This is a genomic window from Segetibacter aerophilus (assembly GCF_007991655.1).
Lineage (GTDB): Bacteria > Bacteroidota > Bacteroidia > Chitinophagales > Chitinophagaceae > Segetibacter > Segetibacter aerophilus.
Genome location: NZ_BJYT01000008.1, coordinates 209,892 through 224,366 on the forward strand (window position 1 = coordinate 209,892; position 14,475 = coordinate 224,366).

The following is a 14,475-nucleotide window of genomic DNA, read 5'->3' on the forward strand; positions in this document are numbered from 1 at the left end:
CAAACATTTTATTAAGAAGAATAGGAAAGTTTTGGAATGTTTATTGTTGATGGCAAGTACCGCAAAAAATAATTCGAATAGGTAAGTAGTAAGGCGGCAAACACTTTTAATGATTTTACATTGCTTTTCTAAAAACAGTAAGTATGGGGCCGTGAGAGATCATGGCCTTAGTTATAATGATTGGTTATAACATTAGTTCTAATTTCACCACTTAAAACATTGAAATGCAAACGGCTGAAGATATCAGGTTACTAAATGAACGAATCCAACAAGCGGCAGTATTTATCGACAGGCTTAGAACTGAGCTGGCAAAAGTAGTAGTTGGCCAGTTGTACATGGTTGACAGGTTGATGATTGGCTTACTTAGCAACGGTCATGTGCTGCTGGAAGGTGTACCTGGTCTGGCAAAAACTTTAACGATAAAATCACTTGCGCAAGCTATACAGGCAAAGTTTAGCCGGATACAGTTTACACCCGATCTGTTGCCTGCTGATGTTATTGGTACCATGATATACAACCAGCAAAGGCACGAGTTCGTAATTAGAAAAGGACCCATTTTTGCCAATTTCATATTAGCAGATGAGATCAACCGTGCCCCTGCAAAAGTTCAGAGCGCATTGCTGGAAGCAATGCAGGAAAAGCAGGTGACCATCGGAGATGAGACGCACAAATTGGAGGAGCCGTTTCTTGTATTGGCCACACAAAACCCTATAGAGCAGGAGGGTACCTACTCGCTTCCTGAAGCCCAGGTTGACAGGTTCATGCTTAAAGTTGTGGTCGGCTACCCGGGTAGAAACGAGGAGCAAATGATTATACGGCAGCAAGTGCAGGGTGCTGACTTGCCGGTTGTAAACCCCGTCGTAAGCACATTCGAAATCTTACAAGCAAGAAGTCTTGTAAGACAGGTTTACATGGACGAGAAAGTGGAGCAGTACATACTAGACATCGTATTTGCTACCCGCTATCCCGAGCAATACAGGTTAGATCGTTTGAAGCCATTGATTAGTTATGGTGGCTCGCCACGTGCAAGCATTAATCTTGCATTGGCGGCAAAGGCACATGCATTTATGAATAAGAGAGGTTACGTTATTCCTGATGATATAAAGGCAATTTGCAAAGACGTGATGCGCCATCGAATTGGTCTGACTTACGAGGCTGAGGCAGAAAATATTACTTCTGAAAAAATAGTCGATGATATTTTGAATGCTATTGCAGTTCCTTAAGGTAAGTTGACAGTTCACGGATGACAGATGACGGAAGGAACTTTGAAATTTACAACTGTCTTTTGTCCTTATCACCTAAACTAGAGCTATTATGACTTCTTACAAAAAATTAGAGGCTTGGAAAAAAGCAATGCTTCTGATAAAGGAGGTCTACTTCGTTTGTAAGTCTTATCCTAAAGAAGAACTTTTTGCACTTACATCACAAACGAAGAGAGCGGTAGTTTCTATTGCAGCAAATATTGCGGAGGGTATTGGCAGAAATTATAAAAAGGATACAATACAGTTTTTGCATATTGCAAGAGGTTCTTTATATGAGGTCGAAACACTTTTAAATATAGCAGTTATGGTAGAGATAATTCAGGAGGAAAAATTTAGAGCATTTGAAAGTATTATTGACGAAGAAATAAGAATACTTAATGGGCTAATAAATTCATATGAAATAAGAACAGAACTAAAATAAGGTTTGATCTCTGTCAACAGTCATCTACCAACCGTCAACTTAAACTATGACCACCGCCGACATTCTTAAGAAAGTACGTGAGCTAGAAATTAAAAGCAAGAAGCTGACTAACCATCTTTTTACAGGTGAGTATCATACTGCTTTTAAGGGAAGGGGTATGTCTTTTAAAGAAGTGCGGGAGTATGAAGCTGGGGATGATCCACGGTTTATTGATTGGAATGTTTCGGCAAGAATGGGACATACATTCAGCAAGATTTTCGAGGAAGAAAGAGAGCTATCCGTTTACTTGTTAATAGACATTAGCGCCAGCAGTTTGTTTGGAACCTTCAGACAAAGTAAAAAAGACCTGATGACAGAGATGTGTGCCGTACTTGCTTTCTCCGCTATTAGCAACAACGATAAAGTTGGTCTTATCTTTTTTAGCGATCATGTTGAGAAATTTATTCCTGCCAAAAAGGGTCGTGATCACGTGTTGTATATGGTTCGCGAGATGTTGACTTTCAAATCGAGGTCGTCTCAAACCGATGTTCTAAAAGCACTTCAATTTTTGAATGCAACCACCAGGCATAAAAGCATTGTTTTTGTGCTTAGCGATTTTGCAGATGCCGGTTATCACGACACCCTTCGCGTGGCTGCAAAACGACACGATGTAATTGGTGTGCAGGTATATGATAAGCGTGATGAGCAGTTGCCACAAGTGGGGTTGATGAATTTGAGAGACGCGGAAACAGGAAATATGGTGCTGCTGAATACCAACGATCCCTATACAAGATTTAAGTACAGCCAACAGTTTCAGAAGGTATTGGACGACGCCAAAAATTCGTTTAGAAAAGCCGGCGCTGATTTATTGCAGGTTACTACAGGACAGGATTATGTAAAACTTTTACAACAATTTTTTATCAGAAGGGCATAAGTGAATAAACGGAAATTATATATAGGTCTCGTTATTTTAATAGTGTTATCATCTGTAACCTCTAACCTGTTTTCTCAAACAGTTAAAGCAGGGGTTGATCGGAATAAGATTTTCATTGGGGAGCAAATCCGCCTTAAGCTCGCTATTCAAGGGGGTAGGGCAGGGCTGAAATGGTTTAGCTTCCCTGACAGTCTTAATCATTTCGAAATTGTTAAGAGAGGCAAGATTGATACAGTTTTAAACGGCAGTTCCACCGACTATTACCAGGTCATTACAATAACATCTTTCGACAGTGGAAGGTGGCAATTTCCCTCTTTGTTTGCGTCGGGCATTTCGCAGCCCACTCCTCCTATCGCCATTGATGTATTACCCGTCGACGTCTCTAAGATGGAAGACTATAATGACATCAAAGACATTGAAGAAGTAAAGCAGGAGAATGATCCCCTGATTATTGGAATCATCGCCGCTATTACTCTTCTTTCTTTATTCATCCTCTATTGGCTGTTTATTAAAAAGAGGAAGGTTTTTGTTGGAAGGCGCCCGGCAAAAGGTAGCCTCTCACCCTTAGACTGGGCACTTGCGGAATTGAACAAGCTGAAGGGTCAAAATCTTAGTACTCCTGCCGAGGTTAAAAAATATTACTCTTCGCTCACCGATATAACCCGGACTTTTTTTAACCGGCAGCTACAGCAGCAATCGCTACAGCAAACTACCGACGAATGGATGATGACACTCCAGCCACTCTCTGTAGATAATGAAACGAAGACTTCTTTTTTCCAGGTGCTTCGGTTAGCAGATACGGTGAAGTTTGCCAAGTACCTGCCGCATTCAAGAGACAATGAAACTTCTGTTGAAATAATAAAAACGATGCTGCAGAAAGTCTCCCTTTTACATTCACCTATTCATTCAAACTATCAACCCAATCCGGCCTGATGCTTTACCAGTGGTTTCAAAATATCACCTTTCACAATTCCGAAGCCTTGAGTTTGCTTTTTATAATTCCAATTATTGCAATTTGGTATTATGGCAATGTCAAGAAGCGGCAGGGATCGATGTTGGTGACCACTACCCATTTCCTTTCCGATATCCGCAGTTCTAAAACATGGCTTCAAAACTTTCCTTTTGTTTTACGATGTATTGCTTTGGCTTGCCTGATTGTTGCTCTTGCACGTCCGCAGCACAAGTTTAGCGAACAGCAAACCGAAGGCGAGGGCATAGACATAGTGCTGTGCTTTGATATCAGCGGGAGCATGACAGAAAAAGATTTTACTCCCAATCGTCTTGAAGCCTCAAAGGAGGTAGCGCAGTCGTTTGTAAATGAGCGCACGGGCGATCGTATTGGCGTCGTTATTTTTAGCAGGCAGAGTTTTACCCTTTGCCCCATCACCACCGACAAGACAGCCATCTTATCTCAGATAGCTAATATTCATAGCGGTTATCTTGAAGAAGAAGGCACATCAATTGGATCTGGTCTGGCCACTAGTGTAGACCGTTTAAAAAATCAAAAAACTAAAAGTAAGATTGTCATATTGCTAACCGACGGTGTCGATTTTGGTGGGCTAATACCTCCCGACATTGCAAAGGAAATGGCCAAGTTGTACGGAATTAAAGTATATACAATCGGAGTAGGGTCTGAAAAGGAAATAGACGAGCAGGTGCAGACTCCTTATGGAAAGATGAATAATCGAAAGAAGCTCGAATTCAACGAAGGCTTGCTAAAGAATATTGCTGTTGAAACAGGAGGCCAATATTTTCATGCAGTGGATCAGAATGCACTGAAAAATATTTACGCCAGTATTAATAAATTGGAAAAGACGAAGGTTGAGATAACTTCTTACGACCGCTTTACCGAAGAGTTTCTGCCTTGGCTGGTAATTGCCTTTGTTTTTCTTGTGATTGAGGCGGTGCTGCGTTACACTGTCTTTAAAAAGTTCCCTTAGTTCGCGACAACTATCTGTAGACAAGCTTTGGGCTATAAATGACCATTGTTGTGTCACTCACTTGTACAGGTATTTCTTTGTTCAGCAGGCAGCCTATTTTTCAACCAGCTCCACTTTTTTCTTGCCCACGTGGAGTTTATAATCCACCCCAACTTTAAGCGCATAATTTTCCTTCATGTGCCCTACCGGGAACTGGAAACAAATTGGGTAATCGTACTCCTTAACTACTTCGTAAATGACTTCGTACACCTCTTTTCCAAAAGGTATTGTCGTATCCTTTGTTTCAGTAAAACCTCCTATTATCAAACCTGCTAGTTTAGACAATTTTCGGCTTCTTTTTAACTGGTACAACATTCTGTCGATGTTATAAATGTATTCGCCTACTTCTTCTATAAAAAGTATTTTATTATCAGTGTTTATATCAGACGGAGTTCCTACAAGATGACTTAACAGCGATAGATTTCCTCCAACTAATTTTCCTAATGCAGTGCCAGTGTTATTATAAGGATTGATTGCACAGGTATACTTTTGTTTCTTGCCTTCCAGGACAAGTTTCAAAGATTGGACAAATTCGTTTTTGTGCTCATTATCATTAAAAGCTGCAGCCATTGGAGCATGCAAACTTGCAATTTTGTAGCGATTGTAAACATGTGAATGCAAGACAGTAATATCACTAAAGCCGATTATCCACTTCGGTTTTTTCGTAAACTTTTTAAAATTCAATCCGTCTATGATTCTTCCCACCCCATATCCTCCGCGGGCACACAAAATGGCGTTAACAGAGTCATCGTCCATCATTTGTTGTAGATCGTGGAGCCGTTGTTCATCTGTGCCTGAAAAATAATTGAACTGACTCCCAATCGTGTTTCCGGCTTTTACTTTGTAACCCCATTCCATCAAAACCGCCATGCAGGTTTGGATCTTTTCAACAGGCATATAGCCTGCGGGACAAACAATACCAATTGTATCGCCTTTCTTTAAGTATGGAGGAATTGTTGCCATTGAGCAATGTTACGATAAAAATTTACAGGCAAAAAAGACCGAAGTTTCCGTCGTCTTTTTATTGAGTTAACCTTAACCGTAGAATTTAGTCTTAGCTTTAGTATTTAAATGAACAGCATGATTCGGACACAAATAATTCCTGATTCAAATAAAATTTCTGTAGTTGTACCAGACAATTATATCGGAAAAAAAGTAGAAGTTATACTATTTTCTGAGGACGATGTTGATGAAGTTGGCAGCAAAAAAGGTGAAATTAAAAGGTATAAAGGGATGTTTTCAAAAGAAAAAGCTTTGGAAATGCAAGAGTTCGCTCAACAAATCCGGAAAGAATGGGGAAGGGAAATTTAATAGATACAAATACAGCTATTGATTATCTCGCACAGCTACTTCCACCGAGTGCGTCACAATTAATAGAGGCAATGGAAGTTAATATTTCTATTGTTACCAGGATTGAGCTCTTGTGCTGGCCCAATGCAACCGATAATGATACCGATATGCTTTTAGGTTTTATCTCTAGTTGCACTGTCATCAATCTCTCCGAGCCTGTAGTTGAAAAGACTATAGAAATAAGAAAAAAATACAGGCTAAAATTAGGGGATGCAATTGTTGCAGCAACTGCATTACTGAATAGACTAGATTTATATACGAGAAACGTAAAAGATTTTGACCGAGTACTGGAACTTAAAATATTCAACCCTTATTTGGTATAATATCCTCCAAGCTTTCAATAGCAACTACATTTTCCCCTTAGCTGCTTATTGGTTATTTTTGCAGCCCTTTGTTATTACGTCTTGTTCCAACTTAATTTATAGTAAAAGTGTGCGACGCAACGGTGACGAGGAAAGTTATAAAGCTTAGTACAAAATGAATTTACCTAAAAGATATATGGTCACATCCGCGTTGCCATATGCAAACGGATTAAAACATATCGGACACCTTGCCGGCGCTTACATACCCGCTGATATTTACGTTCGCTACCTACGAGCGAGGAAAAAAGATGTGGTATATGTCTGTGGAAGTGATGAACATGGCGCTGCGATAACGATACAGGCAATGAAGGAGGGCACAACTCCTAAAGCGATAGTTGATAAGTATCACGAAATAATGAAGCAAAACTTCCATGACCTCGGGATTAGTTTCGATATTTATCACCGTACTTCTGCGCAAATACACCACGAAACAGCGCAGGAGTTTTTCACCGCTTTGAACGAAAGGGGCGAACTGGAGCAGCAGGAGACAGAACAGTTTTACGATGAGGAAGCAAAATCTTTTTTAGCAGACAGATACATTGTAGGTACTTGTCCTGTTTGTGGCCACCCTAACGCTTTTGGTGACCAGTGCGAGAAATGCGGCTCTTCTTTAAGTCCTGAATTGTTGATTAATCCACGTAGTACTTTAAGTGGCAACGCGCCTGTAAAGCGTACAACTACTCATTGGTATCTTCCGCTGAATAAATATGAAGACTTTTTGCGTCAATGGATTTTGCAGGAGCATAAAGATGACTGGAAAACAAATGTGCTCGGTCAGTGTAAGAGCTGGTTGGATGCAGGCCTGCAGCCCCGGGCAGTAACGCGTGATTTGGATTGGGGTGTGAAAGTTCCGCTAACTGAAGCGGAGGGCAAAGTGCTCTACGTATGGTTTGATGCACCAATTGGTTATATCAGCGCAACCCGGCAATGGGCGCTCGATAACGGCAAAGAATGGGAGCCTTACTGGTACAATAAGGATACAAAATTGGTTCACTTTATTGGTAAGGATAACATTGTGTTCCATAGCATTATTTTTCCTGTAATGCTAAAATTGCATGGAAATGTATTACCGGAAAATGTTCCTGCCAATGAGTTTATGAACCTGGAGGGCGATAAGATGAGCACCAGCCGTGGCTGGAGTATTGAGATGGACGAGTACATAAACGACTGGATAAAAAAAGATAACGGCGGCGATAGCATGGCCGACGTCTTACGTTATTACCTCACAACTATTTCACCGGAAACGAAGGACAGCGAGTTTACATGGAAGGGTTTCCAGGATGCAAGTAATAGCGAGCTGGGAAACATTTTTGGCAACTTTGTAAACCGGACATTTGTGTTAATGCACAAATTATGTAAAGGGAAAGTACCTCCTTTACATGCAGAGATCTTAGACGATGCAGATCGAAACATGTTTGCAGTAATTGAAAATGCAAAAGCTACTATTGAAAACTTAATAGAGACTTATAAGTTTAGGGAAGCGTTGTTTGAAGTAATAGATCTGGCCAGAAGAGGCAACAGGTACATGCAGGATAAGCAGCCGTGGATAGTAGCAAAGCAGTTAGAAGCGGCAAGCCAAAAGCTGCAAGCTGCCAGCGATGAAGAAGAGCGAAAAACATTGCAGTCGGAGGCCGAGAGCCTGCAGTTCAAGATCGACAATTGCCTGCATGTTTGTTTGCAGCTAACTGCAAATCTTGCAATCCTGGTTAACCCTTTTTTACCTTTTACCGCTAAAAAGTTGTGTTACATGATGAAAGTGGTAGATAAGATGCTGGATTGGGAAAATGCCGGGAAAGCGAAATTGTTGAGCGTTGGCTACAACCTGCGCGAACCGCAAATTTTATTTAGAAAAATAGAAGACTCTGAGATCGCAGCACAAATTGAAAAATTAAAAATAAAAAGTAAAAAAGTGGAAGAAGAAAAGAAACAAGTTACCGATTCCCAGTTACCTGTAGCGAGTGAAACATCAGGCGAAGCAAGCGGCGGTCAAGCGGAAACAGGAACCGGGGAACTGGTAACTAGCACAAAAGCTGAAATCGTTTTTGATGATTTTGCAAAAATTGATTTAAAAGTTGGAACCATAGTAAGTGCAGAAAAAGTGCAAAAGGCAGACAAGCTTTTAAAATTGCAGGTAGACCTGGGCTTTGAAACAAGAACAATTGTTTCAGGGATTGCTATGCACTTTCAACCGGAAGAAATTGTGGGTAAGCAGGTAACAGTTGTCGTAAATCTTGCACCAAGAAAAATGAGAGGAATTGAAAGCAATGGTATGATCTTAATGGCAGAAGACGCTGCTGGAAATTTGCACTTCATAAATCCTGAAGAAAAGATAGATGCAGGAAGTAACGTTAGTTAGTTTGGAGAAACATGTTGTATTCATCCCTGTCAAATGCCTGGCAGGGATGAGTTTTTTAAAGCGAAAAATTTTATGAGTGCAGCTTCCGTCCTAAGATTCATTAATAATAAAAAGTTTCTTTTTGCTGCTGTTATAATTTTTCTCCTTCCATTTCTGTTGTTCTGTTTTTGGAACGTCCCTTCTGCCGACGACTACATGATCCTTGATAAAAAGCAGCAGTTTAGCTTTTGGGGTTTACAGAGTTGGGTCTACCACACATGGACTGGCCGTTATGTTTCTACATTTGTTAGTACAGCATTCTCTTATAGCGGTTTTCTTTATTCCCATTATTACGTCCATACAATCCTGCTATTATTATTTACAGTTCTTTCATGGGTTTTTCTCCTGAGGCAAGTGAATAGATACCTTCTAAACAGCCGGTTTTCTTTTTCGTCATTATTACTTGCTTCCTTGCTTTTATTGATCCTCGAGATCAATATCATTCCTGAACCTGTCACCGCTTTTTACTGGTTTTCAAGTGCTATCACTTATCAATTGCCACTCATATTATTGATCCTCCTGGCGGGAACTTTATTCAAACTATTCTTTAAGAAGGATCAGCGAAATTTGCAATTTATTCTTGCTGCACTACTAATTATTTTCCTCAATGGCTGTAATGAAAGTATTACTCTTTTTGTGCTAATACTTTCTACTTTTTTGATAGCTTTTTACTATTTCGTTAATAAGAGCATTCCCAAAATTTTTCTCAGCCTCTACATTATCAACCTTATCAGTTCTTCTTTTTTACTGTTCGCGCCTGGTATTATTCACAGAGGTTCGTTACATGACACAAGTCCGTTTTTATCTATCACTGTAATTGCTGCAATCAAGTTTACTGTGCTGAATTGGTTTTTTTTAAAAGAGCCCCTCTGGTGGTTTTTGCTTTTATTCGTTAGTTCGTTCCTCTCCAACAACGAATCATTGTGCGTTAGCTTAAGAAAGCATCTTGCCGGCATTCGATTTCCCTTATTGCTACTCGCGTATGTCTTAACGGGCCTTCTGATTTACATTCCAATCTTATATGCAACCAACGGCTCACTTCCCCTTCGCACTGAAAACATTACCTGTTTTTTATTCAGCCTCATGCTACTATTGATCATTACAGCCTTTATTTTAAAAAAAGCAAAATTAACTGCACTCGGTTTTTTATATCCATATCGATACTTGCTTTTTAGCATATTGATCTTTTCGTCTTCAAACATGAAAAAGGTATCAGATACATTGTTATCAGGTTTTTTGTACAAGCAAATAATGCAGGAAAGACTAAGCTTGTTTGAAGACGCAAAACGCATGGGTTCATCTGAGGTTACGTTCGATGATTACAGCCTCGCAATTCATAAGCGGATTAAAAATTACCCTTTGTTAAACCGAAAGGTTTTAAAGGATATAATACAGAAGCCGCCACCTATGATTTGCTTCGAGAACGACTTGTATGATATCAACTACATGAAGGAGCTTTACGGCATTAAAATTTTGCATATCAATAAAAAGTAGCTGCTAACTTTACTTTGTCCTCCAACTTATAACCACCAAAAAGATATTATATGAATGACAGCAACATGTTTAGTTTAAAAGATAAGGTCGTAGTAGTGACCGGCGGAACCGGGATTTTAGGGAACGCTTTTGTAGATGCAATAGTAGAAGCCGGCGGAAAAGTGGCTATTCTTGGCAGGAAGAAAGAAGTGGCTGATGAAAGAGCTGCAGCTATTAATGCGAAAGGCGGTAGTGCAATTGGAGTGGTCGCGGACGTACTTGATGAACAACAACTGTCCGAGGCAAAAGATAAAATTGTCGCAGAATTTGGAAAAATTGATGGTTTGGTAAATGCTGCTGGTGGCAATATTCCCGAAGGTGTTTTGCAGCCTGAGCAAGACATCTTTAAGATGAATATTGGAGGAATGAAAAAAGCGGTGGAGATTAACTTATGGGGGACCGTGATTCCAACTCAAATTTTTGGCGAAGAGATAGTCAAAACCGGTCGGGGAAGTATTGTAAATATCTCTTCAATGAATTCTAAACGGGCGATAACTAAAGTACTGGGATACAACATGGGTAAGGCTGCAGTAGATTGTTACAACCAATGGTACGCGGTCGAGCTATCCAGAAGGTACGGCGACACCATCAGGATGAACGCCTTGGCTCCCGGTTTTTTTCTTACCGAGCAAAATAGAAACTTACTTACGAAACCAGAAGGAGGATATACTGAAAGAGGCGAGCTGGTAATCAGGCAAACGCCGTTCAAACGTTTCGGTCATCCTGATGAGCTGAAGGGCGCTTTGGTTTGGCTACTTAGCGATGCATCCCAATTTGTAACAGGCGCAATGATCTGTGTTGATGGCGGCTTCTCAATATTTGGTGGCGTGTAAATTATTCTGCTGATATCAAATAATGGCCTCTTTCTACTTTGAAGTAAAATCGGACGATTTTTCAATTGTAGCAATAATTTGTTGGAAGATTCTGGTACCGGCAGTCGAACGTATGGCAACATCGTTGCGACGCATTTCGTTCGTCTTTAAATCTTTTGGCTGCTTTTTCAGTATTTATTTCTAACTGCAAATTTTATTAGCCTGGCATTATTGTCGTTAAAAGGCTTAAACCTCTAGTAAGTATGAACAAGAAAGTCCTCTGTTTTGGGGAATTGCTGTTGAGGATTTCGCCGGCGTTGGGAGGAGGAAAATCAGGCAATCAACCGATGCAGGTGTATGTAGGCGGAGCAGAAGCAAACGTAGCCACGGCCCTGGCTGGTTGGAACGTTCCGGTTAAGTATTGTACTGTTTTGCCTGACAACTTTATGTCTAAACACGTGCGACACTACCTGGAGTATAATAACATTTTTGCTTCCTCTATTTTACTTGCAGGCAATCGCATTGGTGTCTATTACCTCGAGCGTGGCGCAGACTTAAAAGGAAGCGTTATTTACGACAGAGAACATTCGGCATTTTCAGAAGTAAAGCGTGGAATGATAGATTGGGACACAGTACTGCATGATGTAGAATGGTTCAATTTTTCTGCAATAAGCCTGGCACTAAATGAAAATGTTGCAGATGTTTGTCTTGAAGCACTGGAAGCAGCCTCTGCCAAAAACATAACTATTTCCGTTGATCTTAACTACCGATCAAGATTATGGAAGTATGGAAAACAACCCATAGAAGTAATGCCTCAGCTTGTAGAGTATTGTAATGTTGTCATGGGAAACATATGGTCAGCAAATACTTTGTTAGGTACAGCTATTGATGAACACGTGCATGAGAAAAAAGACAAGCAAGCTTACCTGGATCACGCCTTGGCAACATCAGAAGAAATTATTCAAAAGTTTGCAAAGTGTAAGGTAGTTGCCAACACTTTCAGGTTCGATCAAAAGGAGTTGTTGTACTACACAACCATGTACAAAGACCAGCAACAATATGCGTCAACTGAGTTTACAACAAATAGGGTAGTGGACCGTTCCGGGAGCGGAGATTGCTTTATGGCCGGCCTTATTTATGGTTTGTATAATGATCATGCTCCCCAGGATATTGTAAATTATGCAGCCGCGGCAGCATTTGGTAAACTACAGGAAGAAGGAGATGCAACCGGCCATGATATTTTAACCGTAGCAAGGATTGAAACAGAGAATAAGTAAGTTGAATCATAATTAGGTTTAAATTTGATAATATGAAACTTAAAGTGATTATACATGAGGCTGAAGAAGGTGGGCTGTGGGCTGAAGTGCCTGCTCTTCCCGGTTGCGTTACGCAGGCAGAAACGATGGAGGAGCTAATACCTAACATTTACGAGGCTGTTGAAGGATGCTTATCAGTGGATATCGAGCCATCATCTATTGGAAAGAATGATAGGCTTTTAGAATTAGCTGTATGAAAACAGTTTCCGGAAAGCAGTTTGCCAAAATATTAGAAACAAAAGGATGGACGCTAAAAAGAATTCAAGGGAGTCATTTCATTTATTCCCACCCAAATAAGAATCAAATTATTTCTGTACCTGTTCATAAAAATGAAGATTTGAAAAAGGGACTACAGAAGAGTCTAATGAATTTAGCGGAAATAAAAGATGATGAGTTATAAATTATAGAAAGTAAAAAGGCTGTAATTTGCAATTTTACTTTCTATAAATAAAATGTTCTTCACTTCGCCAAGATTACAACTTCACTTTCACTACTAACTTCTTTATCATGCCTTCGCCGATCTGTGGAGCATGTACATCTTCCGGATAAAAAATGGCAAACTGGCCGGCTTGTAGAGTAAAATAGGTGTCGGGCTTATCATCGTAAAAAGTTACATCCTTCTCTGCGTTGTATTCTCCTTTGGGCGAAGAGACTCTTTCTCTTGCGCTCCATCCTATTTGCTCTTTGCCTGTCGGGCAAACCTGAATATCAAGCCAGTGATTGTGGCATTCAAATTTTGCTTCTTCACGCGAATAGCCTTGACGGTCGGTTACACCTGCATGTAGTTCAGGTCCGTCAATCTGGTATTTTCCTGGTTCAATCGCTGCTAAGTTTTGACTTTTAATAAATTCAAAAGCTTTAGCAAAACGGGGATGAAGGCTAACGTATTTGTCTGAGTTGGATAATGTGTCGATGATCATGTGATGAGTTTTAAGTGTTAGGTTTTAAGTGATAAGTTATAAGCATTTCCATTTTCGTTGAAAAAATGTTTTAAAGTACAAGTGTGCGACGCAACGATGCAACATGAAAGTTATAAAGGCCGGTAACAAAAAAATCCGCCAGAAGATAAGCGGATTTTTATTTTTTACTTTTTACTTTTCAATTAACGTTGAACACGGCCGGAAGCATCTCCTTTTACAAGATCCATTACTTCTTTACGTGTTGCATGGTTAAGGTCCCCGGGAATGGTGTGCTTTAACGCAGAAGCTGCCACGCCGAATTCCGCAGCCTGGTTGAGAGGCATATTAGTTACAAGGCCGTAAATAAAACCACTCGCAAAAGAGTCGCCACTGCCAACGCGGTCAACAATACGAACTTCATATTGCCTTGTGTGGTAGAACTCGTTGCCGTCATACACCAAAGCGCTCCATCCGTTGTCGGAAGCACTATGGCTTTCGCGCAAAGTGGAGGCAATGTATTTAAAACCAAACTTTTCTTTCATCTGCTGAAAAACGCTCTTATAACCTTCCAGGTTGAGTTCTCCTTTTGTGATGTCTGTACCTTCTGCTTTAAACCCTAACGTTGTATCAGCATCTTCTTCGTTGCCGATACAAACATCTACATATTGGCAAAGGTTAGTCATGATTTGACGGGCTTTTTCCTTACTCCATAATTTCTTGCGATAGTTAAGGTCGATACTTGTAGTAATACCTTTTGCTTTCGCAGCTTTTAAAGCAGCCTCAGTAAGGGCAGCAGATTTATCGCTCAGCGCAGGGGTAATACCTGTTGTGTGAAACCAGTCGGCGCCGTCAAAAATTTTATCCCAGTCAAATTCACTTGCATCCACTTCGGCTATTGAAGCACCGGCACGGTCATACACCACTTGCGATGCCCGCATTGATGCGCCAGTCTCAAGAAAATAAATACCTAGCCTGTCTCCACCGCGAGCTATAAATTGGGTATCGACGCCATATCGACGGAGGTGATTGATGGCTGATTGACCAATAGGATTATCAGGAACTTTAGAAACAAATACACCGTTCTCACCGTAGTTACAAATGGCAGCAGAAACGTTTGCTTCACCACCACCGTAGGTAACATCAAAAGAGTCGGCTTGAACAAATCTTTTAAAATCAGGAGTTGACAATCTCAGCATTATTTCTCCAAGTGTCACAACTTTTTTAGGCATCGTT

General features: G+C 40.4%; 16 protein-coding genes. 13 read left to right on the forward strand and 3 right to left on the reverse strand.

What is annotated here, in order from left to right; translation table 11 throughout:
• Positions 1 to 224: 224 nt before the first annotated feature.
• The 5 genes from SAE01_RS12380 to SAE01_RS12400 all read left to right on the forward strand — a co-directional run bounded on the left by SAE01_RS12380 (position 225) and on the right by SAE01_RS12400 (position 4,536).
• The gene (locus SAE01_RS12380; protein ID WP_147204077.1) at positions 225 to 1,223 is read left to right on the forward strand and encodes an AAA family ATPase; all 999 of its coding nucleotides are present in this window, start codon (positions 225 to 227) and stop codon (positions 1,221 to 1,223) included.
• Between the two features lie 91 nt (positions 1,224 to 1,314).
• Entirely contained in the window at positions 1,315 to 1,683 is a 369-nt protein-coding gene (locus SAE01_RS12385; RefSeq protein WP_147204078.1) for a four helix bundle protein, read from the forward strand.
• A 46-nt stretch (positions 1,684 to 1,729) separates the two neighbouring features.
• Complete coding sequence (locus SAE01_RS12390) at positions 1,730 to 2,596, forward strand: DUF58 domain-containing protein (RefSeq protein ID WP_147204079.1); 867 nt, start codon at positions 1,730 to 1,732, stop codon at positions 2,594 to 2,596.
• Positions 2,597 to 3,529, forward strand: a complete 933-nt coding sequence (locus tag SAE01_RS12395) for a protein BatD (RefSeq protein ID WP_147204080.1) — start codon at positions 2,597 to 2,599, stop codon at positions 3,527 to 3,529.
• Positions 3,529 to 4,536: a vWA domain-containing protein gene (locus SAE01_RS12400; protein ID WP_147204081.1), complete on the forward strand. Its 1,008-nt coding sequence runs from the start codon at positions 3,529 to 3,531 to the stop codon at positions 4,534 to 4,536. Before SAE01_RS12395 ends, SAE01_RS12400 begins: the two co-directional genes overlap by 1 nt.
• A gap of 93 nt (positions 4,537 to 4,629) precedes the next feature.
• On the opposite strand, the gene SAE01_RS12405 is transcribed toward SAE01_RS12400, so the two are convergent.
• A complete protein-coding gene (locus SAE01_RS12405) occupies positions 4,630 to 5,538 on the reverse strand; it encodes a S66 peptidase family protein (protein WP_147204082.1) in 909 nt (302 codons plus the stop codon).
• A gap of 117 nt (positions 5,539 to 5,655) precedes the next feature.
• Here SAE01_RS12405 and SAE01_RS12410 point away from each other — a divergent pair, with 117 nt between their 5' ends.
• The 8 genes from SAE01_RS12410 (at position 5,656) to SAE01_RS12445 (ending at position 12,743) form a co-directional block, all read left to right on the forward strand.
• Positions 5,656 to 5,886: a hypothetical protein gene (locus SAE01_RS12410; protein WP_147204083.1), complete on the forward strand. Its 231-nt coding sequence runs from the start codon at positions 5,656 to 5,658 to the stop codon at positions 5,884 to 5,886.
• Positions 5,868 to 6,248: a type II toxin-antitoxin system VapC family toxin gene (locus SAE01_RS12415; RefSeq protein ID WP_147204084.1), complete on the forward strand. Its 381-nt coding sequence runs from the start codon at positions 5,868 to 5,870 to the stop codon at positions 6,246 to 6,248. Before SAE01_RS12410 ends, SAE01_RS12415 begins: the two co-directional genes overlap by 19 nt.
• 154 nt (positions 6,249 to 6,402) lie before the next feature.
• Positions 6,403 to 8,643 (forward strand): methionine--tRNA ligase, encoded by a 2,241-nt coding sequence (gene metG, locus SAE01_RS12420; RefSeq protein WP_147204085.1) that lies wholly within the window; start codon positions 6,403 to 6,405, stop codon positions 8,641 to 8,643.
• 72 nt (positions 8,644 to 8,715) lie between these two features.
• Positions 8,716 to 10,176, forward strand: a complete 1,461-nt coding sequence (locus tag SAE01_RS12425) for a DUF6056 family protein (RefSeq protein WP_147204086.1) — start codon at positions 8,716 to 8,718, stop codon at positions 10,174 to 10,176.
• 50 nt (positions 10,177 to 10,226) lie between these two features.
• Positions 10,227 to 11,048, forward strand: a complete 822-nt coding sequence (locus SAE01_RS12430; protein WP_147204087.1) for an SDR family oxidoreductase — start codon at positions 10,227 to 10,229, stop codon at positions 11,046 to 11,048.
• A 242-nt stretch (positions 11,049 to 11,290) separates the two neighbouring features.
• Complete coding sequence (locus tag SAE01_RS12435; RefSeq protein WP_147204088.1) at positions 11,291 to 12,304, forward strand: sugar kinase; 1,014 nt, start codon at positions 11,291 to 11,293, stop codon at positions 12,302 to 12,304.
• A 32-nt stretch (positions 12,305 to 12,336) separates the two neighbouring features.
• Positions 12,337 to 12,540 (forward strand): type II toxin-antitoxin system HicB family antitoxin, encoded by a 204-nt coding sequence (locus SAE01_RS12440; RefSeq protein ID WP_147204089.1) that lies wholly within the window; start codon positions 12,337 to 12,339, stop codon positions 12,538 to 12,540.
• Positions 12,537 to 12,743 (forward strand): type II toxin-antitoxin system HicA family toxin, encoded by a 207-nt coding sequence (locus SAE01_RS12445; RefSeq protein ID WP_147204090.1) that lies wholly within the window; start codon positions 12,537 to 12,539, stop codon positions 12,741 to 12,743. Before SAE01_RS12440 ends, SAE01_RS12445 begins: the two co-directional genes overlap by 4 nt.
• Before the next feature lie 73 nt (positions 12,744 to 12,816).
• Here the strand turns inward: SAE01_RS12445 and SAE01_RS12450 are convergent, their stop codons facing one another.
• A complete protein-coding gene (locus tag SAE01_RS12450; RefSeq protein WP_147204091.1) occupies positions 12,817 to 13,263 on the reverse strand; it encodes a NanQ anomerase/TabA/YiaL family protein in 447 nt (148 codons plus the stop codon).
• Between the two features lie 182 nt (positions 13,264 to 13,445).
• The gene (locus SAE01_RS12455; protein ID WP_147204092.1) at positions 13,446 to 14,471 is read right to left on the reverse strand and encodes a sugar kinase; all 1,026 of its coding nucleotides are present in this window, start codon (positions 14,469 to 14,471) and stop codon (positions 13,446 to 13,448) included.
• Positions 14,472 to 14,475 lie beyond the last annotated feature (4 nt).

What these genes read in the sequence shown, in the direction of transcription:
- SAE01_RS12380 (WP_147204077.1), top strand. Translation starts at nt 225, where the DNA reads ATGCAAACGGCTGAAGATATCAGGTTACTAAATGAACGAATCCAACAA.
- SAE01_RS12385 (WP_147204078.1), top strand. Translation starts at nt 1,315, where the DNA reads ATGACTTCTTACAAAAAATTAGAGGCTTGGAAAAAAGCAATGCTTCTG.
- SAE01_RS12390 (WP_147204079.1), top strand. Translation starts at nt 1,730, where the DNA reads ATGACCACCGCCGACATTCTTAAGAAAGTACGTGAGCTAGAAATTAAA.
- SAE01_RS12400 (WP_147204081.1), top strand. Translation starts at nt 3,529, where the DNA reads ATGCTTTACCAGTGGTTTCAAAATATCACCTTTCACAATTCCGAAGCC.
- SAE01_RS12405 (WP_147204082.1), bottom strand. Translation starts at nt 5,538, where the DNA reads ATGGCAACAATTCCTCCATACTTAAAGAAAGGCGATACAATTGGTATT.
- SAE01_RS12410 (WP_147204083.1), top strand. Translation starts at nt 5,656, where the DNA reads ATGATTCGGACACAAATAATTCCTGATTCAAATAAAATTTCTGTAGTT.
- SAE01_RS12415 (WP_147204084.1), top strand. Translation starts at nt 5,868, where the DNA reads ATGGGGAAGGGAAATTTAATAGATACAAATACAGCTATTGATTATCTC.
- metG (WP_147204085.1), top strand. Translation starts at nt 6,403, where the DNA reads ATGAATTTACCTAAAAGATATATGGTCACATCCGCGTTGCCATATGCA.
- SAE01_RS12425 (WP_147204086.1), top strand. Translation starts at nt 8,716, where the DNA reads ATGAGTGCAGCTTCCGTCCTAAGATTCATTAATAATAAAAAGTTTCTT.
- SAE01_RS12430 (WP_147204087.1), top strand. Translation starts at nt 10,227, where the DNA reads ATGAATGACAGCAACATGTTTAGTTTAAAAGATAAGGTCGTAGTAGTG.
- SAE01_RS12435 (WP_147204088.1), top strand. Translation starts at nt 11,291, where the DNA reads ATGAACAAGAAAGTCCTCTGTTTTGGGGAATTGCTGTTGAGGATTTCG.
- SAE01_RS12440 (WP_147204089.1), top strand. Translation starts at nt 12,337, where the DNA reads ATGAAACTTAAAGTGATTATACATGAGGCTGAAGAAGGTGGGCTGTGG.
- SAE01_RS12445 (WP_147204090.1), top strand. Translation starts at nt 12,537, where the DNA reads ATGAAAACAGTTTCCGGAAAGCAGTTTGCCAAAATATTAGAAACAAAA.
- SAE01_RS12450 (WP_147204091.1), bottom strand. Translation starts at nt 13,263, where the DNA reads ATGATCATCGACACATTATCCAACTCAGACAAATACGTTAGCCTTCAT.
- SAE01_RS12455 (WP_147204092.1), bottom strand. Translation starts at nt 14,471, where the DNA reads ATGCCTAAAAAAGTTGTGACACTTGGAGAAATAATGCTGAGATTGTCA.